Raw genomic sequence first — 26,088 nt, forward strand, 5'->3', positions numbered from 1 at the left:
CTGATTTAAACAATTGAATTCAGATAATTATTTCACTTAACTGAAGTTACTTTAAAATCTCATGACACCGTGCGATAAGTGACTCTTCAATTAACCTTACCGCCGGTGTTATCAGTTGCCGAGGGGCCATCGCAAACTTCACCCTTAATGAGATGACACTCTTGGTTTAGATCTAATATTTAATCGATATTTGTGATGCTGCACGTTTTGCTTTTTCTACTGCCGCATCAATATTCTCACCTCTTGCAAGCGCAACGCCTAAGCGTCTATGGCCATTGATTTCTGGTTTTGCGAATAAGCGCAGTTGAGTTTCAGCTTCAAGTAACGCTTTATGTACGCCGTCATACTCTAGATTTACTGAATGTCCATCTCCTAATATCACCGCAGATGCAGAGTCTCCAAGTTGTTTTATATTAGCGATTGGCAAACCCAAAATCGCACGCACGTGCAATGCAAATTCAGATAAATCTTGGCTGATTAAAGTGACTAGTCCAGTATCATGAGGCCGTGGCGAGACTTCTGAGAAATATACATCATCGCCTTTTATGAACATTTCGACGCCAAATAATCCATACCCACCTAATGCTTTTACTACTTTCGTGGCCATATCTTTAGCCGCATTTATACAGTGTTCGCTCATGTTTTGAGGTTGCCACGATTCTTGATAATCACCATTTTCTTGTCTGTGGCCAATAGCTTCACAGAAATGAATACCGTCAATAGCCTGAACGGTGAGTAATGTAATTTCGTAATCAAAGTCGATAAAGCTTTCAACAATCACTCGACCTTGACCGCTTCGTCCCTCTTCCTGAGAGTGCTCCCATGCAGCATCAATCTGCTCTTCACTTTTTATGACACTCTGACCGTGACCAGAAGAACTCATGACGGGTTTAATCACACATGGCAAACCCATTTTTTCAATGGCGGACTTTAACTCTTTTTTATTATCACAAAAGAAAAATCGAGAAGTCAGTACGCCAAGTGAATTAGCAGCTAGTCGTCTTATCCCTTCTCTATCCATCGTTAGACGTGCTGCTTTTGCATTAGGAACGACTCTTAATCCATCTTGCTCTAACTCTTCGAGTAGCTGAGTATTGATCGCTTCAATTTCAGGAATGACAATATCTGGGTTTTCTTGAGCAATAACAGATCTTAGTGCAGAAGCACTGAGCATATCGATGACATGAGAACGATGAGCAACGTGCATTGCTGGAGCATTGGAATAGCGGTCAACAGCAATAACCTCGACGCCTAACTGCTGCAATTCGATTGCAATTTCTTTTCCCAACTCACCACTACCTAACAACAAAGCTTTTAATGCATTTTTACAAAGTGCAGTTCCTAGCATCTGATATTCTCTTAAATAGATTTGAATGAATTTTATGCTGTTTTTACAAAAAAGAGCAACTATCTAAGTACTATGATGGATTTAGCTTAATAAAGGCTGAAGTTTTCGTGTCTTTATTCGACTCTAGAAATTTAATTCGACGATAATAAGCTTTACTTCAATTATTTTTTGCTCATGTCCTCAAATCATAGTTTTGCAATATCTCATGTCTCACCAGCTTTTAGGGTGATAGAACAATCACAACTTTTAATTCCTCAACCAGCTGTACATACAGATATGAGCAACCCTGAAAAAGTATCTCAAAGTTATGAGTATGGTTACTTATTAGAAATACCTAATCAGGAAAAAACTAAGCTCTGGGTTGTCCATGCCGTATCACCTAGCCTCGAGATTGATATACGAATTGATCAGCTTAATAACGAAGGCGAAGTTGTTTCAAGGCTTGACTTTCATGATCCATCTGCTGAATGTGGCCCGTCAACGACTCCACACTACTTACTCCATCAACACAACATTCTCACTGTGAATGATTTACTTTCATATTTAGTGAGTAATGTATTACCTTCAGAGCAAACAGGTGACTCTATGTATAAAATAACTAAAGATAGTAGTTCCACTCTACTTATCGTTGCTTTTTTCAACAAAAAGATAAAGTAGTAGAATAAATAATACTCTAGAGGTTAATATCAAATATTCTCTACCTTATATGCACATCTTCTTGCACCATCTACAATATGTTCTGTTCGAGTAACCGTTGCAAGCTCCAAAAATAACGCTTGGAAAACCTCTAACTCAGAGCGACAAAAGTTTTGGCACTTCGTTGCTGCAGCGCATATTGGGCAATGATTTTCCAGTAACCAAAAGTGAGTACCTTCTTCACTCCAGGTTGCCATATAACCTTCTTGTGTTCTTAATTCCGCTAAAGCGATCACTTTTTCTTTTATCGTCTTTTTGGCATCAAGCACTTTTTTATAAAGCAACAGGCTATCTGTTTCTCTCTGTTTAATTAAGCGCTCTAAGCCTTCATCACCAAATATCACCTTAACAGAATCAATCAACTGTAAAGTAAGCTCTTCGTGTCGGTCTTCAAAACCACCAGCGTTATTTTCAACTAATCGCCAATGACGGCTTGGTCGCCCTCTCCCTTTGGCGATATCTTCTGTCACCACATCATTAGAATCTTCCAAAGCTTGAAGGTGTTGCCTTACGCCCATCGTCGTTAGCTGTAGCTTTTCAGCCAAAAACTTAGCCGTTAACGGTCCATTAAGTTTTAAGAGGTTCAGAATTTTTTCAGTGGTTTTCATACTTACTCCAATTGATTCTGAACTAATGATATTACTCAAAACACTATTAAGTAAACTTTTTTGTTTATTTTTACTTTACAAGATTAAGTAAACAACTTACTTTATATATTAATTTATAAATAAAAAGGCTTATTTAATATGAATCTTGTTATCGTCAGTGCGAGCCACAGAGCTGAATCTCAAAGTTTTAACGTTGGAGAATATTTAAAGCTCCATGCAGAGCAATTTGAATCAATAAATCACATTGAGCTGGCTAAGCTTAATTTGCCATTTTGGGATGGTACATCGGATAGAGGTGAGTCTTGGGAGCAAGTAAAGTCATCACTAGAAGAGGCTGACGCCATTATTGCCATTACTCCTGAATGGAATGGCATGGCCTCTCCTCTTTTGAAGAACTTTCTTATGATGTGCGATCTCGACATGACAGATAACAAGCCAATCATGTATGTAGCAGTTTCCAGTGGCATTGGAGGTACCTATCCAATAGCTGAACTTAAAATGGATGGTGGTAAAAATAATGGCCTCATACCAATCTCTGAGCACTTAATCATAAGAAGTGTAGAAGACTTTCTTAATTTAGAAATTGAAAACTCTCGCACTAAACAACTCAAGCTCAGAATCGATTACAGCCTCGAAATGCTAGCCAGATTCAGCGAAGCACTTTCGAATTTACGCTTAAACCTTAAAAGCAATCCAATCGAAAACAGACAGTTATTCTCATATGGAATGTAGTTTTCAAGTTATCTCAATAACCAAAGAGGAATAAATTATGATCTCACTCGAACATGTAAACGTTGTCGTCAAGGATATACCTGAAACTCTTGCTTTTTATCAAGCCGCTTTTCCACATTGGAAAATCCGTGGCGGCGGATCTGGCGAATGGTACGGTAAACCAAGAAAATGGGTTCATTTTGGCGATGATTATCACTATTTGGCTTTCAGTGATCATGGAAAAACAGCAGCAAGAGATTTAAAAGGAGAGCAAGTTGGACTAGCACATTACGCCTTTACTGTGAGCAATCTTGATGCATTGATTGAACGACTTCAAAATGCTGGTTACCAAGTCGCAATTTGGGGAGGTAACGATGATACCCAAAAAAGTGTTTATTTTATTGACCCCAACGGTATTGAAGTTGAGTTCGTTCAATATTTAGTTGATTTACCTGAACTTAGAAATCAGTATGCCAACTAAACTGGTAATACCAGTAGAGTGGGTAGGTCACAAATTTTCGATATAGTGAAGTATGTGAAGTTTGTATAGTAATCATAGATTCTCAGTTTTTTATTGGGTGACTTATGAGTAATACAATTGATTCTTCGAATGCTTCACATGAGGTAATGTCAGATAAAGCTCTGAAAGCTTCAGATGTGCAACCACAAGATTTTCAATTTTTAAAATCAACGGAATCATTCGGCTCAAAAATGGGCGATGAATTTAAAAAAGTCGAAAGTAATTTCAAGTTCTTGGAGCAAAAAGTCGACAAGTTTATGCATGAACATAAAACACTTCCCGATTTACTCCAAGAGTTGCACGATTTAAATGGAAAGAATGCCAAAGACATTACTCCCGAACAAAAAAAAGATATGGAGCTATTAAAAAAGTGCTTTGACCTTTTGCAAGACTCAAGTAAGTTGCTCGCCGCAGCAAAAATTTATATCAATAAACTTAAAAACTTAATGGATCAAGTTGCCAATAGTCATGATGGGCTTTTACAAATAAAGTTTCCTAAATTTGATTTAAAGAATGTCCCTAAAAAGGACTACCTGCTTGTACTGCCTAAACTCCCAAGTTTTGTTTCAGATGCTCCTCAACAGACTGGTTCGACCACTAAAACGCAAACACCTCAGAAATTCAGAAGTTAGCAGGTAAACCGTTTTATATACTGTTTACTATTAGTAAAATATATTCATTGCGCTTTGATTCATCGAAATGGACTTCAACGCTTGTTAAGCAGAGGTCTAAAATGTCAGAGGTATCATCAATTAATCGCAGCTCAAGACCTGTAATAGGATTACAAGCCGCAGAAACATCACACAGAGACAATGCTAAGTGTGATCCTGAGCTATTTAAAGCTTATTTAACTCATAAAATGACGAATGCTGTTAAGAATTTAACCCCAAAAGAAAAAAAGCTGAGTCAGTTAATTGAAAAATTACTTGAAGATGATTTAGAAAAAGCGAAAGAAGAGCGTGGCAAACTAGGTAATGATGAAAACAGCTCAATGATGGGGTCAGTTAAGCTTGCTTGTTTATCAGAGCTCAATGAATTAATTTCACTTGGCTATTTACCCGATGATGACGTCAAAACAGAAGCGGATGATGAACAAAAGCTCGTCAATCCTTCAAAAGAGGATTTAAATGCTGAAGATCGAAGGTTTGATCCAGTACAGTTAAAACAAAAATTATATGAGCATCATTCAGCGTATACTGAACTAAACTCAATACTAGATGAATTAAATCAAAAACTATCAAGCGCTTTATATATGTCCCATGAAATTAATGGCTGACAAATGTGGACTCAGTTGGAGTGTGAACAATGACAAAATCGAAATCTGCAAACGCTACTAATGAGTCAAGCAACGAAATGTCGACTAAACCACCTGAATTAGAACTTGATGCAATTGCGAATCAAATATCACAACACGTGTCCGCCCTCGAAAAGTATAACGACTTCCTAGAAGGTAATAATAATGAGCCTAAAGACATGCTTGGCGCTCGTTTTATTAACTTTCACGCAACATTCAGCCAGTTAATGGTTAGCCAACAAGCGTTAGAAAAAATCTACCCTGGTATTAGCGCCCCTGAAAACAATCAACTGTCAGCTGAAGCTAAAGAGATCCATGCTCAATTACAGTCAGCTGTTAATTTAGGGCTAAAGATCTTACAAAAAATAGATGTTTCAACTTACAGCTTAAAAAACCAGATGGACGCAATTAAAGACGTAATTAATGAATAAAACATTAATTTGACCTATAACCTCAATCGATAAGCTAGCTTTAGATTGAAAAGTCATCATAAAAGACTCTTTACCGAGTTTTGTCATTAGAAGTGAGAATGAGATGGGCTCTATCAGTAACGTAACAACTCAGTCAGTAAATCAAGAACCATCGGAACTAAAAGAGCTTCCCGATGGGTCAATGAATACACCGAATGGAATTACTGATGAAAAAATTACTCAGCAATGGAGTAAGCTCTCTTCCGAAGAAACATTAAATAAGCTATTAGAGGAATTAGAAAAACACACTCCTCCGCAGCAAAAGCATAATGTTGATCCTAATACACCATTTAAAGCACAAATAACCATACTTCAAGACAAACTTGATAAAGGAAAACAGTACATATCCGAACTTAAAAAAGCGGGAAGAGACACTGGGGATATAGAGAGCAAACAAAAAGAGCTAGAAACTGGCCTTACAAAACTAAAAGATATTGAAACTGAATTAGAAAAAAATATAGCCCAAGTACAATTGGATGAATCACAATTACAAAAGACCAGTGATACACTCAAAAAAGCAACATTAGAATCACAGGTTCAGTTTTTGAAAGACGTCGACCAAGCATCTTTAAGTGCAGGAGATAGCATTTGTTCACATTTGAAAACATTTAATCATAAGGGTGAAATGCCTCAGCCCCCTTTTTCTGCTGCATTACATAAAGGTGTTAATGGAAAATTAGCCGACACAGCAAAAAACACGCACTTATCCATGACAGATTTAGAAGGCGAGCTCCGTGATATCAATGAAAAAGTAAAAACCGCCTTAAGTCACTAACAATCCATCGCTGTAGGAGTAAAATTATGACTTCAATCGGAAGTACTAGTGGAGTTCAAACTGCTCAAATAAGCCACAAAGAAGAGGTGCGGGAAGAAACTCAAAAAGATCTTGATAAATCAATACAAGATATTTTGAACAGTGTTGTTGCTGGTGACACTAAAAAAGCCATGAGTGGTAATGAAATTGAAAAAGCAATAAAGAGCTTATCAACTTCAAACTTGCCTAAAATTAACATGAAACCATTCACTGATATTGCAAAAGAAACACAGGACTCCATGAATGGCATTTCCAGTGAACTATCAATGATGAATGGTACAATCCAAGACGTACTTCATGATGGAAAAGTTTAGAAATAGAAATGTAATTTGAGTAGTCACATAATGACGTGACTACTCAAACTTTTAGAGTTAATAGCTATAGCTCACTTCAAACGTAAACTCAGTACCAGGATCTTTAGAGTACACTTTAACACCTTGTTGCTTATACTCTGTCTCTGAACCAAGTAAATTTTTCGCTTTTAACTTAAATGACCAGAACTCATCAGGTAAATACGTATAAGTGAAATCTAAACTGTTGAATGGCTGCTCATAAACATCATCTAAACCGCCACGTCCACCATAAGCAATTCGCTCACCGAACACGTTATATACCAGAGTTGAACTGTGCATTTCATCAGGTGAATCAAAACTCAACTGCAAATTGGCTACCCACTCACTGTGCCCCGTCATACGGCGTTTCAAGTTAGTAGGGTCGATTTCACCATTTGGTTGAATTTCGATTTCTGAATCACTCAGCGTTAAGTTACCCGCAACAAAGAAGCTGTCTCCAATATCACCTAAGAAGCTTAAGTCATGTAAGAACTCAGTTTCGATACCATAAATTACACCGGATTCCGCATTGTAGAACTTAAGCTGACGCCCAGCTTCCGAAATACGTTGTACAGGCTCAATGGGTGCTTCAACATCCTTATAAAATCCACCAACACTGAAGTTATTACCATCATCAGAATACCATTCCCAACGCAAGTCGAAGTTAATGATATCTGAACTTGTGAGCTCTGGATTACCAAAGAAATCAAAACCGGTAATTGGATCTTGGAATCTAACCGGTGAGACTTCACGCAAATCAGGGCGAACGATTGTTTTACTCGCACCTAAACGCCATTGTGTCGTATCACTGTCCTTCCAAGTCAAAGATAACGATGGAAACCAACCGTCTTCAACAATAACGTAATCAGTAATTTGATAACGTCCGCCTTCATCTGAGATCTCACCTTCTGGAGTTAAAGGTAATGTTGTACGACGGAAGTCTTCATAGCGAACACCAGCATAAATACGCCATACATCATCAATATCGATATCGATACTAGCAAAACCTGCGTCATTCTTTTCTGCGGCTACATAGTCTTCTGTATCTGTTGAAGCATCTCTCAATTCAACATCAAGTACATTGGTTTCAATATTGTCATCAGAGAAAATTTGATCAAAATCGCGACCTAAAATATCTCCATTAGGCCCTGTTGGCGCTAAACCAACTTCAAGCCCAAGACGAGTAGCAAAACTATTACGGATGCGCTCATTATATTGATAGCCAGCACGTAGCTTAATGATGGTATCACCCATATCGATTGGATAAGTTAAGCTCCAACCATAATTTTCTACATCATCTTCAAGGATGCTATATACGTATTTAGGTGCATCTTGAGTATTCAATGTACGCTCTGAATATTCACCATTCTCACCTACAATCACGTTATAAGTGTAAGATAATTCACTCGGTGCATATCGACGTGAACGAGAATCAGAATACATCCAGTCTAATTCGATGTCCCAAAGATCTTCTAGGTAATGTTTACCGCTAATTTGATTACTGATTAACGTACGTTCTTGATATTCAATATCGTTCACGAGTAATGCATTAGGTTCACTGATTGTATCAATGGTTTCTTCAAGTGAAATAGACACATCGTCTGAAGTATCACGCAAATAAGTGGTATAAGTTTCAATCTTATGGTTTTCGTTTAACTCGAATCCCATATTGAACATGCCAGAAATTTGAACGATTGAATCTGTACCCATTACGTCTTTTGAGTTTTCAACTTGAACTTGCTCTTTGTCACCATCAAGTTCAACTTCTGTTTTTGTATAATTCTCTGATTGAGCTTTATATGAAGTTGCAGCAACAAAACCGAACATTGACTCTTCGCCAATATCCCAGCTGTTTCCAACTGCAGCATTTGCACGGAGTCCTAAATCTGTATCTTCACCTTTGATCGTCATATCGCGATACATATCGCCAATTAACGAACGATTAATTTTTTGAGCGGTTGGGAAGTCGATATTCCCATTTGAACCCGTTAAAATATCAATCGGTGAAATACCACCATATTGAGCGATAGTATCATTGATTGAACGAGGCATAGCACGAGTTCCATCGTCTTTACCTTGCCAATCATCCCCACCACCATTATAGGTATAAGTGTCTTTTGAATCGTTCGTATTGTAACGAGTACCGATTTTAGCTTTAAAGAAAAAATCTGACGGAATTGATTTTGTTCTAATATCAACATGACCGCCACCAAAGGCCGCAGGCATATCCGCTGACGCAGCTTTTTGCACCGATAATGAATCAATGATTGATGCAGGGAACATGTCTAAAGGCACTACATTACGCGTTGGATCAGGTGATGGTACAACCGCACCATTTAATGATGTCGATGAGTAGCGTTCACCCAAACCACGAACGTATATGAATTTACCATCTTTGAGCGTCAAGCCCGTAACACGGCGCAGTGCGGCAGCGGCATCACTATCACCTGTTCGGCTAATTTCTTCTGCTCCCATTAAGTCTGCAACCGTTGGTGCTTCTCGACGTTCTTCAATTGCCGCAGAAGCTGCAGTTCTTAGACGACCTTGAACTTCAATAACCTCAATCGGCTCAATTGGGAAGTCCTCTTTAGGATCGGTGTTTTCGTCTGCCGAATAGCCTGGAAAAGTGGTGAGCATTGCAGCGGCAGACATCGCTAAAGCGACAGCACGGCTCAACTTGTTAACTGAAAAGTTCGGCTTGGTTTTCATAATTATGACTTTCCTGTGAGATTGAAGGAAGCCGCAAATTGCGGCTTTAATCTGGAGGTGGCCAACTCAGCTGAATTGGCCTCTCATTGATTACTGCTGTGGCTTAAACGTCCAGCCTGCAGTCCAGTCTTCAGTTCCAAATGCACCGATGTAATCAGTTGCTTCGAAGAAGCTATCAACTGTGCTCATATCTTTACCTGCGCCAAGCAGCTTAGACTCGCCTTCAGCTGGTACACCAGAAGCCATCAGAGAAACCTCTGTAGCGGCATTATTCTTACCGTCTTCTAGGAACCAAGCTTCAACATCAATTGCATCTGCAGTTGCGTCATTTTCAGAGCTGTACTTAAATGGCTCATTACAATCGATGATTGAGTGAGTCATTTCCAATTCACCATCATCAACATTGTTAACCAGTGTTGGATATGTACCGTCTAGCTCAAGACATTCACCTGTTTCAGTCTCTCCGGTGCTACCCTTGCGACCTTGCACCAGTACATTGTGAAGCTCACCAGCCGTTGCTACGCGAAGTAAGATACCCTCGCCTTTATCACCACTTGCATTTTCAACGTCTACACCAGGCAGAATGGTAACGTTTGAAATCATAGGCTTAGATACTGGCGTTGCATCATCAGTTTTGTGACTGTCAGCTTCAATACCACGGTTAGCTTGACCATCTTCATGAGTGATGAATAGATGCTGAACTTTACCAGTCCAACCATTTGTCCAATCTAAAGAGTCATCAAAGTTGTTTGTTAGGTAAACATACTTAAGATTTACCGCACCACCCCAGAACTCAACGCCATCATCGCCGTTTGCATGTACTTGGATGTGGTCAACTTGTGTGCCACTACCCACTGCTGCAAATGAGATACCGTTCATTTCTTGTGTGTCGTTTACTTTGAAACCAGCGTACTTAACAACGACGTAGCTTAATTGACCACTACTATCAGCGTTGTTGTCACCGCCGTAGTTGTGCTGACCAACTTCGAATGAAACATCACAATCGGTTTTATCACTACACTTATTCGTTTCACCATTACCAAGGAGTACTAAGCCACCCCATTGACCACGGTCAGGTGTAGCACCTGCAATCACATCTTCTTCTGAAGTCATGATGATTGGATTGCTTTCATTACCTTCAGCCATAATCTTAGAACCACGGCTTACGGCAATATAACTTCCAGACTCACCAAATAGCTTTGTACCAGCTTGAATACCTAGAGTCGTTGCGTTTTCGTTATCACCACCGATAACTACAGCACCGTCTTTAAGCTTATAAAGTACGTTTGAACCCGCTAATAATGTTACTGGCGATGTTACGTTGCCTGAAAGAGAACACACTAACGAAACGCTATCATCAGAATACAGTCCTGCAGGAACGCCTTCAGACATTGTACCTGCTGGGCAAGACGTTAATTCAGGAAGTTCTTGAACTGGCGCTGGTGAAGCGTTGTCGTGAATATCGATTGTCCAATCCGTAGTCCAATCGTTTTCGCCGTCAAATGCACCAATATATTCTGCGTTATCTAAACGAGAATCAGCTGTAGACAGGTCAGCTTTACCACCAGTCAATGCTGGAGATGAAGGGTTTGGCATATAACCATTCAAGTCAGAAGCAACAGTTAAATTACCTTCTTGCTCTGTAAACCATGCTTCAACGTCATAAACTAACGTTGTACCTTTATCTGCATCTGCTTTAGCATTTTTAAATGGTTCAGTACAATCAACCAAGCTGTGAGTAAAAACTAGGCCATTAGCCTGCGCATGTTCAACAGTTGTATCACCATTAATTTCTAAACACTCACCAGAAGCAGGCTTACCTTTCACAAGGATGTTATGAGCCATAACGCCAGTGCTTTTACGCAGTAAAATACCTTCAGCGTCATCGCCGCCTGAGTTTTTACCTTCAGCAACTTGAATCGTTACATTTGAAATACGAGGATTTGATCTTGGGTCAACATTGGTATCTGAATTAGAGTCCGCTTCAATACCGCGGTTTGAACCATTATCTTTTTGACGAATATAGATATGTTGAGCAGAACCTGTCCAACCGTTGGTCCAATCTAATGAGTCATCAAAGTTATCTGTTAACACTACGTTTTTAACTGAAACGCTACCGCCCCAAAATTCGATACCATCATCGTTATTATCGTGAACTTGTAAGTGACTCACTACAGTTCCACTACCTACAGCACCAAAACTTACACCGTTCATTTCTTGAGTATCGTTGATTTTGAAACCACCATGCTCAACACGAACGTATTTAAGAACACCAGAATTGTCTTCTGAATCATTACCACCATAATTGTGGTTACCTACTTCGAACGAAGCAGAACAGTTCGATAGATCTGGACAAGTATTTACTGGAGCATTACCAAGTAAAACTAGACCTCCCCACTGACCAGGAGCACCAGCTTGACCAATGCCTTTTTCAACAGAAGTAAATACGATAGGGGCTGCTTCAGTACCTTCAGCCTTGATCATAGAACCACGGCTAATCACTACATAAGATTCTCTTGCACCAAGTACTTTGGTACCAGCCATGACTTCAAGTTCAACAGAGTTTACGTTGTCGCCACCAGCAACAACTGCACCTTCAAGTTGCCATACAACATCGTTTCCTAAAACAATACGATTACCATCTTGACCACCAAAGCTTCCTATTGAAGAAGCTGAAGAAGAAGGAGCTAATGTTCCTTTTAATACCCAAACTTGTTTACCGTCTACAGAAGCCAATGTAGTACTTTTTGTTGCAAAGCCACTGTAAGCTTTCTCTTCAGGAGTTTGTTGATTTGCTGGTGGAGGAGTAACAGGAGGAGCAACAGGAGGAGCAACAGTTTCGCTTCCAGTTTTAATATTTACATCGCCACCACAGCCAGCTAGTGCCAAAGCAGTTGTAAGCGCTCCAAGTTTAAATATATTCTTCAGTTCCATTGTCTTCTCCGAGGACGGATTTTTATCAGGTTAGTTTTTGGACACGACAAAATTACCTGCATAAAATGACAAAAGGACTGCACTTTTATTTCTAAATTGTTTATTTATTGTGTCATTTATATTTCAATCGATAGGAGCAAAGTACTAGATAAGATATTGTTGGTAGGTGTTTTTATACTGCTCTAGTAAGAGAATCAGTCGAATATTATCGCACTAGAACAGCCATCATTTATAGCAATTTAAGAAATCATATGCGACATCAAATATGCATCAACGTACGTGCCATCTCTATACGCATAGTGCTTCATTTGCCCTTCAATCACGAAGCCGCAATTTTCATATAAATTAATGCCTGCATGATTATCAGTATAAACTTCAAGTTCAACTCGAGTAACGGCTAGCCAATTATGTGCGAGCTCTAATGCGGCCTTCAGCAATGCTTTTCCGACACCTTTTCGCCTTGTAGATTCGCACACACCCATCCCCAAGTTTGCAACATGTTTACGTCTTGGCCTTGTACACACTTCCATTCCCAACTGACCAACAACTTTGCCATCGATTTCCGCAACTAAGCTATAGTTCCCCTCAGGAAGGTTGGTCAATCGACGTGTCCAATAAGTTAAATTGGGGTATGGATGCTGCAGCGTATTGGCATAAACACTTTTCTGTTTATATAAATCAACAATTGCTGGGATATCGGCTTCAGTCGAATGGCGAATTTGCACGTTACTCATAACTTCCTTTGTTAATATCTTGCAGCTCTTATTGAGCAACTAAAACAATATAATCACACTACCAAAATTGACTTAAATTAACAGCCTTTAATATCTATTTAAAGTGTGTAGATATTAAAAGTACTTTATTTTTATTAACTGAACATTATTTATATTTCATCTAGATATTACATTAACAAACAAACATATAATATATCCAAATGGCAACTCTTTATGGCTAAAAGTATTGGCAACTTCACCCCTTCAAGTACACGGAACATTTGATCCGAGGACTTTCGACTGTTCATTTTCATCTAGTGACTTAACTCGAGTTAACGCAACTGAAAATACATGTCTTGTGGAAGTTACGCTCAATCCTAAAGAGGTATATAAAAAAGAAAAAACTTACTCTATAACTCTCCAGCAAGATACTTTACCGTCAGGAAAGTCGTGGCAACTTTGGCATGACGGAGAAAAGGCACAACCGCGAACAGCATTACAGCATTCTAGAGTCATTACAAAATTTAAAATATGCTTTAATGGTAGGGAAAAGGAGTTTTGCGAAGCTTGCAAAAATGGCGACTTTCCAAAAATACTTGAATTGCTCACCAAAGGGGTTCCTTTAAACTCTGTAATCACTGATCAGAACAAAACAGTATCAGTTTTAGAACTTTTGGCTTTAAACGAGCACTATACAATTCTTCAGTATTTACTCGAAGAATATGGCGAAAGTTTAGACACCAAATCGCTAAGTCTTTGTTTGACTACCTGTTGTGAGGAAAATGATTGGCCAATATTAGTTGGCAAGCTTATTAAGTTAGGTGCAACAACAGACATAAAAACAAAGAGAAATAATTTTTCTCCATTAAAGGCGGCAACTAATTCACCTGCAAAATATGGTTTAACTTGCTCATTATTACTGTCTACAAACCCTGAATTATCAGTACAAGGATGGCCGTTACTATTTACAGCGGCAAATAGTGGACATTACCAAGTTGTTGAAAAGCTCATTTCTATGGGCGAAAGTGTAGATAGTATAAGTAACTTTGGGCTTTCTTCCTTATGTCAAAGTGTGTTAGTTGGTGAGGATGCGATTAGTTTATTGCTGATAAAGAAAGGTGCTGACGTAAGCCAAAAGTTTACCGTTTCAAAAAAAATTAACTCTAACGTTATAAATAATTATTTTGAAAAGACCATGAGTCCATTTGAGTTCGCCATTTCACAAAAAAGGTACGTCCTATTAAAACCAATGATGGACTCAGATACTTTTAATGAAGATGACATCAACGACTATCTCGAATTAGCAACTAAAGCTAACGACATGATAGCCTTACGTATCATATTAGCGCACATAAATAATCCGGAAAACATTCCTGAAAATACTACAAAGCTTTTATTGTCAGAAAATCAGGGGGAGCTGCTTTTAAACCTTTTAAGTAAAACAACTCTTCCTAAATTACCAAAAAACAGCGTACTTTCTATTTTAAAAAACTCTATCAATGAAAAAAACACTTACTTAATGATTGCTGTATTATCGAGGTTGGAGAATGGGGATGATTTATCTAAAATTGATATTCTTACTATAATAGACTTAAATCTAACATTTTTTTTAATCGAACTAGTTTCTCAATCTGAGTCTCAATTTTTCATAAACCTTTTTGCTTGCCTTATAGAAAAAAACACCTTCTCTTATTTAAAAATTTTGCAAGCCTACCAGCCTGATTTACCTCCGGAATGTGTTAAAGCATTGCTTAGTAAAGTTGCAAGAAATTCCTCCCCCACAAAAGTCAACCGCACACTAATGGCTGTATTAATCTCTTATATTAATCATGAATCTTTTGTGCCATCTTCAGACATTGCAAAAACAATACTTAACAATGCGCTTCAATACTGCCCCGTTGAAGCCGTCAATTTATTGTTTGATAAAAAAGTCCCTCTGACTATGGATAGTTCAGAATCTATAATGGCAGCATTAAATAGCGAAGAATCTGAAAAAATTGTGCCTTTATTATTAAGACATGCGTTTTCGGTAGGTCAACTATTACAATTAATAAGCATAACAAGTGGAGAAAAGTCGGTCTTTCAATTAATTCAAGAATGCCCTTCTCCTAATATAAAAGAATTTTTAGAGATACTTTTAATGAAAGGAAATTGTCTCGAGCAACTAGAGCTGGAGCCAGAAGATAGTGGGGACTTTGTGATAATCGAATCCAGCAGAAGTAAGACCTCGAGCTTTTAGTAAAAGCTTAATCTAATGCAAGCAGCTGTTGCTCCTGCCGTTCTTGTTTTTCTTGATGCCTTACATATCGCTTTATGATTTCTTCGTTAATTCCAATTGAGTTAACAAAGTACCCTCTTTGCCAAAAATGATTACCCCAAAGTTTATTCTTTCTCAAATATTGAAACTTGCTGAATAACTTTACAGCTATTTGTTCCTTTCATGATCTACTTGAACACTTAGCTCGACAACTTCACAACCTAGCTGACTGCAGTAGACGTGTATGCGCCTATAAACCTCTTTTCCTACATTATTTTTCAAAAACCTCAACCTGTATTTTGGCGTCCATACTATATGATATTGACAGTGCCAAAATACATGCGATGCTTGTTTGTACCTACTCATGTTTAGTCTCCTTATGACTTCGCAAAAAATCAAAGGAGGCTTTAATATGAGAGATTCTTCAGGCAAAGCCCTTTGGATGATGACCACCTACTGAAGTAGGTGGTTTAGGGCTGTAAATTAAAAATAAACCCGTAATGAATATTGCGGGTTTATTACAATCACTGTGAAAATGTTAATTCAGTATCTTTTTTAATAACGTTAATCGCCTTACCCGGAATCAGTTTACCTTGTAAGATTTGCTGGGCTAACGGATTCTCAATCTCTGTTTGAATTGTGCGTTTTAATGGTCTTGCACCGTATACAGGGTCAAACCCTGCTTCTGCAATTAAATCTAACGCTTCTTCACTCAATTCAAGTTCGTAATCTCGATCAGCTAAACGTTTGCGTAAGTTATCAATTTGAATGCTTGCAATGTGCTTAATGTGTTCTTGAGCTAATGAATGGAACACCACAGTTTCATCAATTCGATTCAAAAATTCCGGTCGGAAATTCTGACTCACAACGCCCATTACCGCTTCTTTCATCTCATCATAATTTAATGCTGCAGCATGTTCTTGAATGATGTCTGAGCCTAAGTTTGAGGTCATTATCACAACTGTGTTTCTAAAGTCGACCGTACGGCCTTGCCCATCCGTTAAACGACCATCATCTAATACTTGAAGTAAGATATTAAACACATCAGGGTGTGCCTTTTCCACTTCATCTAACAAGATCACAGAGTATGGCTTACGCCTTACGGCTTCGGTTAAATAACCACCCTCTTCATAGCCGACATACCCAGGAGGAGCACCAACTAAACGGGCAACAGAATGCTTTTCCATAAATTCAGACATATCGATACGAACCAATGCAGATTCAGTATCAAATAAAAACGTGGCTAACGATTTACACAGCTCTGTTTTACCTACACCTGTAGGGCCTAAAAATAAGAATGAACCAATTGGACGGTTAGGATCAGACAACCCCGCTCGGCTTCGACGAATAGAGTTAGCCACAGCTTCAACCGCTTCATTTTGACCAATGACACGCTCATGTAACGCATCTTCCATCTGCAGCAGCTTTTCTTTTTCACCTTCGAGCATCTTGGCTACTGGGATACCCGTCGCTTTTGAAAGTACTTCTGCAATTTCAACATCTGTCACTTTGTTTCGAAGCAAAGTCATGTCTTGCATTTCAGCTTGCGATGCTAGATCAAGTTGCTTTTCTAGTTCAGGAATTTTGCCGTATTGCAGTTCAGACATTCGAGCCAAATCACTGGCACGTCGTGCGACTTCTAAATCATGTCTTGCTTGCTCTAAATCGGCTTTTATATGCTGTGTACCTGCCAATGCCGCTTTTTCTGAATGCCATACTTCATTCAGCTCAGCGACTTCACGCTCAACTTCATTCAAGATTGATCTCAGATCTTCTAAACGTTTGGCACTCGCATCATCTTTTTCTTTGATAAGTGCTTGCTCTTCAAGCTTAAGTTGAATTGCTCGTCGCTCCAGTCGGTCTAAAGGCTCTGGCTTAGAGTCCATCTGCATTCGGATAGAAGATGCAGCTTCATCAATCAAATCAATCGCTTTATCTGGTAATTTCCTGTCTGAAATATAGCGATGTGACATAGTTGCAGCTGCCACGATAGCGGGATCCGTAATCTCTACATGATGATGCAGTTCGTAACGTTCTTTTAGGCCACGAAGAATGGCAATGGTTGATTCAACATTTGGCTCTTCGACTAACACTTTTTGGAATCGACGCTCCAAAGCAGCATCTTTTTCGATGTATTGACGGTACTCATCCAGAGTTGTTGCACCAACGCAATGAAGCTCACCACGAGCTAATGCTGGTTTAAGCATATTGCCCGCATCCATCGCACCGTCAGTCTTACCCGCACCAACCATGGTATGCAATTCATCAATGAATAAGATGATTTGCCCCTCTTGCTGAGACAACTCGTTCAACACAGCTTTCAACCGTTCTTCGAATTCACCACGGTATTTAGCTCCAGCAATCAAAGCCCCCATATCAAGCGATAATACCCGTTTATTTTTAATCCCTTCTGGTACTTCACCATTTACGATACGTTGCGCTAAACCTTCAACTATGGCAGTTTTACCCACACCAGGTTCACCAATTAACACCGGGTTATTCTTTGTACGTCGTTGCAATACTTGAACCGTACGTCGAATCTCTTCATCTCGACCAATAACGGGGTCGAGCTTACCTTGCTCTGCTCGTTCTGTTAGATCTACCGTATATTTTTTTAGCGCTTGACGTTGATCCTCTGCATTAGCATCGTCCACGTTTTTACCACCTCTAAACTGCTCAATGGTTTTTTCTAATTTATCTTTCGTTGCACCGTTATCTTTTAATAACTTCGTTAAAACATCATTGGCTTCTAACGCAGCTAATACAAACAATTCGCTGGAAATAAACTTATCTTGTCTTTTTTGCGCCATCTTATCGCACAAATTTAGAACTCGTCCCGACGCTTGAGACAGCTGAACATCACCGCCTGCACCTTCAACCACAGGAAAACGTTCTAATTCTTTCGATAACCCGGAACGCAAATTTTTAACGTTGATACCTGCTTCTGTGAGCAGCGGTGCGATAGTCGTGCCATCTTGATTTAACAGAGATGACATTAAATGAATAGGTTCGATATATTGGTGATCTTTACCCAGCGCCATTGACTGAGCGTCTGAAAGCGCCTGTTGGAATTTAGTGGTCATCCTATCGAGTCGCATATAGCCTCCTTTGATAACACATCACAATGAAGTCTAGCTCAAACTTTGAGCCTTATATGCTTAATAGATGGGGGAAGAATGTGGAATTTCAATTGCCTGATAAAAAATGTTTCTTTTATCATTACAGGATTACTAGTTTGAGGCTTCTTATCCAATGCAAAATAATATTCTAACTACAGTCGACACCTCGAAAAGAAGGTGCCAGCACATAATAAAAAACTATTAATTTCCTATGAGCAACTGACGATAAGTTTTTTGAAAATTATCGTGTCCAGATTTATTGCAATACATGGCTCTGAGACGAGTCATCCCCGTATCTATGCCATGAAGTTGCAACGTCGTAAAATGATATTAAAGCTAGCGATAATTCACATTTTACTTTGATTGGAAGCTTCTCTTTATATTCCCTGCTAGTTCTTTACGGCCATGTTTAGTTAAGCCAATACAAATATCAGCTAAAGAACAATGATTTGATTCCTCAGTCAATATCGAAAGTAGTTCACTCCTTTGGAAGCATTTTTGCTGCTGACGCCACGATTGAACAAGACTTTCATTAAAGGGAACAAATAACAAAGTTGAAGGTATTTTGTAATAATCTCTCTTTTTCTTTTGATGTGCTTTTGAAAGTGATAACACTAAACTTTCAAGATCTGTATCACTAACCTCACAGAGTAATGTTTCTAGCTCTTGTATATTTTCAGCTTTGAGGTTTGCTTTCAAAATTATCCTTGGTGCAATGATAGATTCAGGGGTAGGCTTTACTACTAGATCTGCTGGTAATTCAGAATCACTTATACCCAAACCTGAAAAGAAAGCTTTTTGCGGTTTAGGGGAAGCCTCTAGATTAATTACCTTTATCGCTGTAAACCTAGATGTATTTCTAGAAGCTTGAACTCTATGCTCGCTTTTAAATTGAGGGATATCATGTTCAAATGCTGATGTTGCGACTGATTTACTGTGTGGGCGAAGCATGGTATGTACCGTTGTAGGCGTTGGTCCAGGGGGTAACTGTCCTGTTGGCATTGCTAAAGATGCTTTTTCGCCTTCTTCATCTTGAGTAAAAGATGTTGAAAGTAAGCTAAGACCGTTATTATCGTACCGTTCTTGGGAGTGTAATGATTGCCCCTCCCCTCCTTGATTATCTAACAATGCATCCATATCGCATTGACTAGAAGTAAGGTATTCTCCAGTTTCTGTAGTTAAATTTGTAGGAGTTAAAGATCCTTCAACCTGAAGTCTACTTAAATTACTTCCTTCAGCTTGTGGAGTTAATTCTTCACTATCAAACAATAACTCTTTTTGTGGAGAAAAGGGGTTTGAAGCCTGAGGTACAATTTTGGTCGAATATTTTTTAGTAACAGGGAGCGTTTCATCATCTAAAACCCATTTCTGTTGAGATGCAAAACTTTTGTTTTCTTTTAGATTTAAAAGCCCTCTTCGATCTTTTAATTTTTCATTTACTGCTAATCGCATCTTAGGTGAATATTCTTGTTCATCGATTAACCCTACTTTATGAGTCGCTTCAAGCATTTGCTGCCAAGAAATGTTTTGCTCTTCTCTCTCTTCAGAGTAGGAAATGATGAGTTCTGAAAGTTGTTGCGCAGTTTGAACGCCTCTCAATCTTACTAAAGGAATTCCCAAATAGCCTGCAAGAATCCTAAACCTCTCGCCTTCTAAGATTGAAACTCCATCTGCAAGACCTTTAACATCTTGAAAGTCAGATGATTTTATTACACCACTCTTTGCACACTCTATTAATGATGTTGGCTCATTTGCAGGGAATAAACGAATTATTCGCTCAGTTTGCCCCCTTTCGCCTAGTTCAGCTAAATCTTTTGCAAGGGTTCTCATGCTAGGGGTAGTTCCTGACTCTTTAATTGCATTTATATAATGGTACGCAAACTCCTCATCATTGAATGCACCGAGTGAATTCATTGTGCTTAATTGTTTAGAATGTAAATTAATAAGCTCTGCAATATCACCTTTCGTTAGTTGACTAAAAACCATCGCAACATCAGGCCAATCATTAAGTGTTAGAGGTGAGTCAGAAATTTCCTTTTCAATTTGACTTGGCAGCTGATACTTTTGAAGGTGAGAAACATCATAAAAACAACCTACACCACTTTGCACATTTGGTACATTAGAAGCCATATAAACGATCCTTACCTTTAAAAAAATAAATACATTAATTTTTTAGATTTTGCCCATAAAAAGTCATCATTCTTTTTACGAAAATAGGCTCATTGATTTTAACTAACGCATCAGTCAATTGCTGAGGAGTAACTGAATTTCCTTTCAATATGATAAGAGAACAAAAAAAGGAATGCGCCTTGATACCTTGTTGTTGTTTTTGCTCTATGGTTTCTTCAAGGCTTAACATTGATAATTGTTTCCCCAGTTCAATAAATTTTCGGCCTGAAGATAGCTCTAACTGTTCGGTTAACTTAAGAACACTTTGATAGGAAAGTTCTTCAAGCAACTGATCTATCGTATCCTTTTCAAAATAATCAATTCGTTTATTCCATTTTACTTTACTCTCTTGGAACGCTCTCCACTCTTTTTGTACTCTTACAGAATCCATTCGATGAAAATTATCGCCTTTCACTGGAGTTCTCGATGCCCAAAACATTCTTTTTCCACCTGAGCTAATTGGTTTTAACTTCATCCAATAGACCTTATTTTCTTCAGCTAAAGAGTCCTGCAATTTTGGTGCTTCTTGAGTTTCACTAAAGACTTGCATTAGAGGTTCTGTTGGACTTAATTGGGGTGCTGAGGTTTTACGTACCGAACCTTGATTGACCAAAGTACCATTAGCTATGCTTTCAGGTTCCTCAGTAATGGAGTCAACCCAATGAACACATAATCCTCTGACTATTGGCACTAATTTATGTTCTTTTATAGTTCCTTGAGACCAACTGTGCCTTCTATTATGAAATCGACTATGTGTACCATTCATCTCATCTGAATCCAACTTGGAAACTACTCGTTCGTAATTTAATCTTTTCCCTGTTTTAGGTTGCTTCAGTTCAACCGTTGAAGAAATTGCTGGATATTCTTTTTGCAGTTCAACTGCTAAGTGGCTAAGACCTCCTTCTAACAAGGCTCGAGATAAATCTCGTAGAGTTTTAGTTTCTGAAGAACTCTCATCAGTTAACCACACTCTTGCAGCACACAATTCAGGTGAATCTAAATATAAACCAATATCTAGCTTTGGATATAGGACAGCTTTTTCTTTATTAGATAGCTTGTTAAACAGATCTTCCACCATACTAATACCTAATTCTCCTACTAAAGGAGAAGCATCAGTCTCAGAAGTAATACTATCTTTACGAGCTTGGGAGAGAGTTAAATCAAAATGTGCAAAAGCTGGATTCACTTCACTCAGCATAGAATTCACCTCAATAATCTAACTCATTGAATAAGCATTGATTGAAGTATCCTAATGCGGATTTAGAACATTGTTCAGTTAATTATTGTTAATTTTAGATTTAACCAAAGTTAATAATTTAAAATCATTCTATAAGCCAAATCAATGATGCCTGACGTCCAGTTTTATTATTCCGTCGATAAGAGAAGTAGTTTGAATTAGAAACAGTACATTCATTTGCTGAACATACCTCTAAAATGCCAAGTTGATTGAGCCTTTGAATGGCTAAGCCATAAATATCTGCTAAGTATTTTTCGCCTGATGATTTGAAATATGCATTAGCTTGTGGGTTTTGTTCAAGAAAGGCTTCTCGAACTTCTACTCCAACCTCAAAAGCATTTGGACCAATGGCGGGCCCAAGATAAGCCATGAGTTCACAGCCCTTAGATTGAAACTTTTCAACACCCGCCTCAATCACACCGTTACATAGCCCACGCCAGCCAGCATGTAAAGCAGCAACTTCAGTTCCGGCTTTATTGCATAACAATACAGGAAGACAATCAGCGGTCATCACTGCACAAACTGCACTGACTTGATTACTGTAACTGCCATCAGCTTTGTTATCTTGAGCATTGGATAAATCGATAACATCAACGCCATGCACTTGTTCTAACCAGAATGGTTCTGCAGGTAAATCAAGTTGTTGTTTTAGAGAGGCACGATTAGCCAATACGTCAGCGTCAAGATCACCAACATGCAAGCCAAGGTTCAGGCTGTCATAAGGCGCTTTGCTTATTCCACCGTGACGGTCGGTAAAAGCAATATTGACATTTTTAGGTACAGGCCAATCGTGTTTAAACATAATATTCTCTATGCGTTAATAGTCAGCTGGATTTTGCTCAGTGTCCTTTCTTAACGCTTTAGTTAGTTTCTGCATATCTTCAGGTACGGGCGCAGTCCATGACATCAACATTCCCGTAATTGGATGATACAACTCAAGCCTTACTGCATGCAGAGCTTGGCGTTTAAATGCTTTCAAGGTTTCAATAAACTCTGCTGATGCGGCTTTTGGTAAACGTGGACGTCCTCCATACACAGGATCACCAACAAGAATATGACCGATATAAGCCATATGAACACGGATTTGATGAGTACGACCCGTTTCCAAACGCAAACGTAAGCGAGTATGTGCACGAAATTTTTCAGCAACTCGATAATGAGTAACTGCAGGCTTTCCGTTTGGAACAACAGCCATATGGGTACGTTTAGTTTGGTGACGACCAATCGGTTGATCGACATTACCACCAGCTGTCATAGTACCAATGGCTACAGCCTCATACTCACGAGTAATTTCACGAGCCTGAAGTGAAGTAACCAAGTGCGTTTGTGCTTCAACCGTTTTTGCCACAATCATTAAACCTGTTGTGTCTTTATCTAAACGGTGCACGATACCTGCTCTTGGCACATGTTCAATGTTCGGACAGTGATGCAAAAGAGCATTCATCAGCGTGCCATCAGCATTACCTGCGCCAGGATGAACCACTAGGCCAGCTTGTTTATTTATCACTAAAATATCATCATCCTCATAGATGATATCTAAATCAATTTGTTGAGCTTCTGCAGTAACTTCTTCCTGAATTTCTGTGACAACAGCGACTTTCTGAGTTTCAAGCACTTTCACTCTTGGTTTATCAATCACTTCGCCATCGATCGTTACTGCGCCAGATAAAATCCATTCTTTTATGCGAGTACGTGAGTAATCAGGGAACAATTCTGCTAACGCTTGATCTAATCTCAAACCAGATTGAGTTGCGTTGATCTCACTTTTTAGATTAATCTCTTGAGCCATAGGAACCTTAACCCGCTTTTCGGGTCAATAAGTTGGGATACCTGTACATCATTGGCAAGATAATGATTATCTGGACACTTTGAAGTAAATCCGGTATCTCTGTTACAATCGGATAACCTCCATTTTATCGTGAAATGGAAAAATTCTTAACTACAACTTAAAAAGAATTGAATTCAAGTATGAATAGAGTTTCAAAAGGTATTGCCCTAGCCCTGTTATCATTAGCCATTAGTGCGTGTAGTAGCAGCCCTGACAAACGACTTGATGTACCTAAATCGTCACCTGAATCCTTGTACTCTCAAGCAAGAACATCAATGGAATTAGGTAACTACGGTAAAGCCACTCGATTACTTGAAGCATTAGACTCTCGTTATCCATTCGGTGCATATAAAACTCAAGTGCAACTCGATTTGATTTTTGCTTATTACAAGCAAGACGATACGGCTAACGCATTGGCCAATATTGACCGTTTTATTCGCTTAAATCCAACACATAAAAACGTAGATTATGTTTATTTTATGCGTGGACTCGTTAATATGCAGGCCGATGAGTACCTGTTTCATGACTTGTTAAGCATTGACAGAACAGACAGAGATCCCACTCACTCTGAAGATGCTTTCCAGGATTTCTCTAAATTAATTAAGCAATTTCCAAACAGCAAATATGCTTCAGATGCGAAGCAACGTATGCAATCAATTAAAGATCGCCTTGCTCGTTACTCTATTCACGTTGCTGAGTATTATATAAAAATGAATGCTTGGAGCGCAGCGGCTAGTCGTGCTCAGTATGTACTAGAGTCATTTTCAGGTACGCCATCAACTGAGAAAGCGTTAGAGATTATGGCTGAAGCCTATGGAGAACTAGGCCAGAAGAAGCTAAAAGATCATGTTTTGATGGTTATGAGAGCTAACTATCCAAAAAATGATTTGGTTAATTAGAGTAGTGAAGCGGAGTGTTATCTCCGCTTTCTTTTTAAAACTCAAGATGAATGAAGTTTAACCACTCTTTCTTATCCCATCATTTAAACTAAAGTCACATTCAATTTTATTGTAACTTAACTCATGTCAGAGAAGCTTGCTTCAGCTCCTTCAGTCACTCCTAATCATCTAGGCACTAAAGAACTTTTAGCAAAACAGCTATGGGATGACCCGACAAATCCAACTCTTACTTTCGATAATAAAACTTTTCGCTTTCAACAAGTCCGAACTCGACTTCCTGTTTCTGAATATTGGCGCATCGAACAACATGTTGATTTAAAAGAAATTAATAGGCAAGTACCCAATTTACTAAAACTACCTAAAAAAGACGACTTTAAGTCAGAGAAAGAATATGAGAATAGGCTTGAATCGACGATTAAAAAGAGAACAAATCAAATTAAGCTTTACACCAAAAAGAATTGTGAGCTCGTAAAAGAGGTTCTCGAGGAAGAATGCCTCACGATAATTCAGTCAAAAAAAACAAGTAGTTCATCTGAGTCACAAGCTGTAACCGTCCCAGATAAAGGAGTTGAATTTATTAATCCTCTTTTTGGTGATTCAGCTTTCGATGATACTCAGCCTAAAATCGATATTGCCAATGGATTAGTTAATAGAGAACAAGGAAAGACAACTGGCGAGGCTGAAAGCACAGAGCGACAAGAAACGGTTGTTACGCCCAAAACTAAAGTCGAAACTGACTTAAATAGTAGTGCTAAACTACCTGTTCAGCATTTTGATTCCCTCCCTTCTGCAACAAATTTTAAAGAAGGTTGTACTGCCAACAGTTCCACTAATAGTAACGACGAAATCACTGATGAATTCGTTTTTTTAACACTAAATAATGAAACGACTGAAGCACCAGCAACAGCCTTTGGTAAAATTAAGACAAACATAGGTAAGTTATTGGCCTCTGAAGGTTCTGATAGAAGAGTAAAAGCACTCGTCGACTATATGTACAATAAAATTCCATGCGCTGACTCGAATATGAATTTTGTCTCAGCTGATATCACAGAAGGCTTCCATCATAAATGTCCTTTTACAGGAATTTCTCTGACACACGAAAATGCAATATTAATCTATTTAAAACCTTGTGCGAAAATACCTAGAGACACTTTTGGCTGGGTTCCAGCTTCGAGACCTGGAGTTAGAAAATATCTGAGGTTAGGTGCAAACTACTTCCCTAAGTTAGAGTTACAATATAATTCGCACGATATAACACCAGAGCATTTAAAACAGGTAACAAAGGAAAACTTTAAGGCGTGTCGAAAACCTAATTTGATGAAGCCTTATATCGAGCCATTGATCTCTCCTTAACAGAATAACTTGATGAGAGCCTTTTTTTTCACCAAACACACTAAGTTTTCTAGATAAATAAAAAAAACTATTGACTC

General features: G+C 38.6%; 21 protein-coding genes and 1 pseudogene. 11 read left to right on the forward strand and 11 right to left on the reverse strand.

Annotated features, from left to right (window positions below):
* Positions 1 to 172: 172 nt before the first annotated feature.
* Complete coding sequence (purT, locus tag AC1EU2_RS07590) at positions 173 to 1,348, reverse strand: formate-dependent phosphoribosylglycinamide formyltransferase (protein ID WP_480297533.1); 1,176 nt, start codon at positions 1,346 to 1,348, stop codon at positions 173 to 175.
* Between the two features lie 174 nt (positions 1,349 to 1,522).
* On the opposite strand from purT, the gene AC1EU2_RS07595 reads away from it, so the two are divergent.
* The gene (locus AC1EU2_RS07595) at positions 1,523 to 2,005 is read left to right on the forward strand and encodes a hypothetical protein (RefSeq protein ID WP_480297535.1); all 483 of its coding nucleotides are present in this window, start codon (positions 1,523 to 1,525) and stop codon (positions 2,003 to 2,005) included.
* A 29-nt stretch (positions 2,006 to 2,034) separates the two neighbouring features.
* Here AC1EU2_RS07595 and AC1EU2_RS07600 read toward each other — a convergent pair whose 3' ends face one another.
* Positions 2,035 to 2,652, reverse strand: a complete 618-nt coding sequence (locus AC1EU2_RS07600; protein WP_480297537.1) for a helix-turn-helix transcriptional regulator — start codon at positions 2,650 to 2,652, stop codon at positions 2,035 to 2,037.
* A gap of 138 nt (positions 2,653 to 2,790) precedes the next feature.
* Between AC1EU2_RS07600 and AC1EU2_RS07605 the strand changes: the two genes are divergently transcribed.
* From AC1EU2_RS07605 to AC1EU2_RS07635, 7 genes are all read left to right on the forward strand, one after another.
* Positions 2,791 to 3,384: an NADPH-dependent FMN reductase gene (locus AC1EU2_RS07605; protein WP_480297539.1), complete on the forward strand. Its 594-nt coding sequence runs from the start codon at positions 2,791 to 2,793 to the stop codon at positions 3,382 to 3,384.
* 37 nt (positions 3,385 to 3,421) lie between these two features.
* Complete coding sequence (locus AC1EU2_RS07610; protein ID WP_480297541.1) at positions 3,422 to 3,844, forward strand: VOC family protein; 423 nt, start codon at positions 3,422 to 3,424, stop codon at positions 3,842 to 3,844.
* Positions 3,845 to 3,948: 104 nt separating this feature from the next.
* Positions 3,949 to 4,515, forward strand: coding sequence for a hypothetical protein (locus AC1EU2_RS07615; protein ID WP_480297543.1), 567 nt, complete (start codon positions 3,949 to 3,951; stop codon positions 4,513 to 4,515).
* Between the two features lie 101 nt (positions 4,516 to 4,616).
* Positions 4,617 to 5,159 (forward strand): hypothetical protein, encoded by a 543-nt coding sequence (locus tag AC1EU2_RS07620; RefSeq protein ID WP_480297544.1) that lies wholly within the window; start codon positions 4,617 to 4,619, stop codon positions 5,157 to 5,159.
* Positions 5,160 to 5,188: 29 nt separating this feature from the next.
* The gene (locus tag AC1EU2_RS07625; RefSeq protein WP_480297546.1) at positions 5,189 to 5,608 is read left to right on the forward strand and encodes a hypothetical protein; all 420 of its coding nucleotides are present in this window, start codon (positions 5,189 to 5,191) and stop codon (positions 5,606 to 5,608) included.
* Between the two features lie 103 nt (positions 5,609 to 5,711).
* Positions 5,712 to 6,422 (forward strand): hypothetical protein, encoded by a 711-nt coding sequence (locus tag AC1EU2_RS07630; protein ID WP_480297547.1) that lies wholly within the window; start codon positions 5,712 to 5,714, stop codon positions 6,420 to 6,422.
* A 26-nt stretch (positions 6,423 to 6,448) separates the two neighbouring features.
* The gene (locus AC1EU2_RS07635) at positions 6,449 to 6,775 is read left to right on the forward strand and encodes a hypothetical protein (protein WP_480297548.1); all 327 of its coding nucleotides are present in this window, start codon (positions 6,449 to 6,451) and stop codon (positions 6,773 to 6,775) included.
* Between the two features lie 57 nt (positions 6,776 to 6,832).
* Here AC1EU2_RS07635 and AC1EU2_RS07640 read toward each other — a convergent pair whose 3' ends face one another.
* The 3 genes from AC1EU2_RS07640 to AC1EU2_RS07650 form a co-directional block, all read right to left on the reverse strand.
* On the reverse strand, positions 6,833 to 9,502 hold the full coding sequence (locus tag AC1EU2_RS07640) for a TonB-dependent receptor domain-containing protein (RefSeq protein ID WP_480297550.1): 2,670 nt from the start codon (positions 9,500 to 9,502) through the stop codon (positions 6,833 to 6,835).
* Between the two features lie 90 nt (positions 9,503 to 9,592).
* The gene (locus tag AC1EU2_RS07645; protein ID WP_480297551.1) at positions 9,593 to 12,436 is read right to left on the reverse strand and encodes a hypothetical protein; all 2,844 of its coding nucleotides are present in this window, start codon (positions 12,434 to 12,436) and stop codon (positions 9,593 to 9,595) included.
* Between the two features lie 239 nt (positions 12,437 to 12,675).
* Positions 12,676 to 13,170, reverse strand: coding sequence for a GNAT family N-acetyltransferase (locus AC1EU2_RS07650; protein WP_480297552.1), 495 nt, complete (start codon positions 13,168 to 13,170; stop codon positions 12,676 to 12,678).
* Positions 13,171 to 13,396: 226 nt separating this feature from the next.
* Between AC1EU2_RS07650 and AC1EU2_RS07655 the strand changes: the two genes are divergently transcribed.
* Positions 13,397 to 15,388: a hypothetical protein gene (locus AC1EU2_RS07655; protein ID WP_480297553.1), complete on the forward strand. Its 1,992-nt coding sequence runs from the start codon at positions 13,397 to 13,399 to the stop codon at positions 15,386 to 15,388.
* A 7-nt stretch (positions 15,389 to 15,395) separates the two neighbouring features.
* Here the strand turns inward: AC1EU2_RS07655 and AC1EU2_RS07660 are convergent.
* The 6 genes and pseudogenes from AC1EU2_RS07660 to rluD all read right to left on the reverse strand — a co-directional run bounded on the left by AC1EU2_RS07660 (position 15,396) and on the right by rluD (position 23,720).
* A pseudogene (locus AC1EU2_RS07660) lies at positions 15,396 to 15,772 on the reverse strand (transposase).
* Between the two features lie 158 nt (positions 15,773 to 15,930).
* The gene (clpB, locus tag AC1EU2_RS07665; RefSeq protein ID WP_480297554.1) at positions 15,931 to 18,504 is read right to left on the reverse strand and encodes an ATP-dependent chaperone ClpB; all 2,574 of its coding nucleotides are present in this window, start codon (positions 18,502 to 18,504) and stop codon (positions 15,931 to 15,933) included.
* A 375-nt stretch (positions 18,505 to 18,879) separates the two neighbouring features.
* On the reverse strand, positions 18,880 to 20,655 hold the full coding sequence (locus AC1EU2_RS07670) for a hypothetical protein (RefSeq protein ID WP_480297555.1): 1,776 nt from the start codon (positions 20,653 to 20,655) through the stop codon (positions 18,880 to 18,882).
* Positions 20,656 to 20,689: 34 nt separating this feature from the next.
* Positions 20,690 to 21,892, reverse strand: a complete 1,203-nt coding sequence (locus tag AC1EU2_RS07675) for a hypothetical protein (RefSeq protein WP_480297557.1) — start codon at positions 21,890 to 21,892, stop codon at positions 20,690 to 20,692.
* A gap of 124 nt (positions 21,893 to 22,016) precedes the next feature.
* Complete coding sequence (pgeF, locus tag AC1EU2_RS07680; RefSeq protein WP_480297559.1) at positions 22,017 to 22,733, reverse strand: peptidoglycan editing factor PgeF; 717 nt, start codon at positions 22,731 to 22,733, stop codon at positions 22,017 to 22,019.
* 15 nt (positions 22,734 to 22,748) lie between these two features.
* Positions 22,749 to 23,720: a 23S rRNA pseudouridine(1911/1915/1917) synthase RluD gene (gene rluD / locus AC1EU2_RS07685; protein ID WP_480297561.1), complete on the reverse strand. Its 972-nt coding sequence runs from the start codon at positions 23,718 to 23,720 to the stop codon at positions 22,749 to 22,751.
* A gap of 179 nt (positions 23,721 to 23,899) precedes the next feature.
* Between rluD and AC1EU2_RS07690 the strand changes: the two genes are divergently transcribed.
* Complete coding sequence (locus tag AC1EU2_RS07690; RefSeq protein WP_480297562.1) at positions 23,900 to 24,658, forward strand: outer membrane protein assembly factor BamD; 759 nt, start codon at positions 23,900 to 23,902, stop codon at positions 24,656 to 24,658.
* Positions 24,659 to 24,781: 123 nt separating this feature from the next.
* Entirely contained in the window at positions 24,782 to 26,011 is a 1,230-nt protein-coding gene (locus AC1EU2_RS07695) for a hypothetical protein (RefSeq protein WP_480297564.1), read from the forward strand.
* Positions 26,012 to 26,088: the final 77 nt, after the last annotated feature.

The sequence above is a fragment of the Parashewanella sp. 2304DJ23-3 genome, from assembly GCF_056591695.1.

What these genes read in the sequence shown, in the direction of transcription:
- AC1EU2_RS07600 (WP_480297537.1), bottom strand. Translation starts at nt 2,652, where the DNA reads ATGAAAACCACTGAAAAAATTCTGAACCTCTTAAAACTTAATGGACCG.
- AC1EU2_RS07670 (WP_480297555.1), bottom strand. Translation starts at nt 20,655, where the DNA reads ATGGCTTCTAATGTACCAAATGTGCAAAGTGGTGTAGGTTGTTTTTAT.
- AC1EU2_RS07640 (WP_480297550.1), bottom strand. Translation starts at nt 9,502, where the DNA reads ATGAAAACCAAGCCGAACTTTTCAGTTAACAAGTTGAGCCGTGCTGTC.
- AC1EU2_RS07610 (WP_480297541.1), top strand. Translation starts at nt 3,422, where the DNA reads ATGATCTCACTCGAACATGTAAACGTTGTCGTCAAGGATATACCTGAA.
- AC1EU2_RS07635 (WP_480297548.1), top strand. Translation starts at nt 6,449, where the DNA reads ATGACTTCAATCGGAAGTACTAGTGGAGTTCAAACTGCTCAAATAAGC.
- rluD (WP_480297561.1), bottom strand. Translation starts at nt 23,720, where the DNA reads ATGGCTCAAGAGATTAATCTAAAAAGTGAGATCAACGCAACTCAATCT.
- AC1EU2_RS07690 (WP_480297562.1), top strand. Translation starts at nt 23,900, where the DNA reads ATGAATAGAGTTTCAAAAGGTATTGCCCTAGCCCTGTTATCATTAGCC.
- AC1EU2_RS07620 (WP_480297544.1), top strand. Translation starts at nt 4,617, where the DNA reads ATGTCAGAGGTATCATCAATTAATCGCAGCTCAAGACCTGTAATAGGA.
- clpB (WP_480297554.1), bottom strand. Translation starts at nt 18,504, where the DNA reads ATGCGACTCGATAGGATGACCACTAAATTCCAACAGGCGCTTTCAGAC.
- AC1EU2_RS07625 (WP_480297546.1), top strand. Translation starts at nt 5,189, where the DNA reads ATGACAAAATCGAAATCTGCAAACGCTACTAATGAGTCAAGCAACGAA.
- AC1EU2_RS07630 (WP_480297547.1), top strand. Translation starts at nt 5,712, where the DNA reads ATGGGCTCTATCAGTAACGTAACAACTCAGTCAGTAAATCAAGAACCA.
- pgeF (WP_480297559.1), bottom strand. Translation starts at nt 22,733, where the DNA reads ATGTTTAAACACGATTGGCCTGTACCTAAAAATGTCAATATTGCTTTT.
- AC1EU2_RS07645 (WP_480297551.1), bottom strand. Translation starts at nt 12,436, where the DNA reads ATGGAACTGAAGAATATATTTAAACTTGGAGCGCTTACAACTGCTTTG.
- AC1EU2_RS07650 (WP_480297552.1), bottom strand. Translation starts at nt 13,170, where the DNA reads ATGAGTAACGTGCAAATTCGCCATTCGACTGAAGCCGATATCCCAGCA.
- AC1EU2_RS07695 (WP_480297564.1), top strand. Translation starts at nt 24,782, where the DNA reads ATGTCAGAGAAGCTTGCTTCAGCTCCTTCAGTCACTCCTAATCATCTA.
- AC1EU2_RS07605 (WP_480297539.1), top strand. Translation starts at nt 2,791, where the DNA reads ATGAATCTTGTTATCGTCAGTGCGAGCCACAGAGCTGAATCTCAAAGT.
- AC1EU2_RS07615 (WP_480297543.1), top strand. Translation starts at nt 3,949, where the DNA reads ATGAGTAATACAATTGATTCTTCGAATGCTTCACATGAGGTAATGTCA.
- AC1EU2_RS07675 (WP_480297557.1), bottom strand. Translation starts at nt 21,892, where the DNA reads ATGCTGAGTGAAGTGAATCCAGCTTTTGCACATTTTGATTTAACTCTC.
- purT (WP_480297533.1), bottom strand. Translation starts at nt 1,348, where the DNA reads ATGCTAGGAACTGCACTTTGTAAAAATGCATTAAAAGCTTTGTTGTTA.
- AC1EU2_RS07595 (WP_480297535.1), top strand. Translation starts at nt 1,523, where the DNA reads ATGTCCTCAAATCATAGTTTTGCAATATCTCATGTCTCACCAGCTTTT.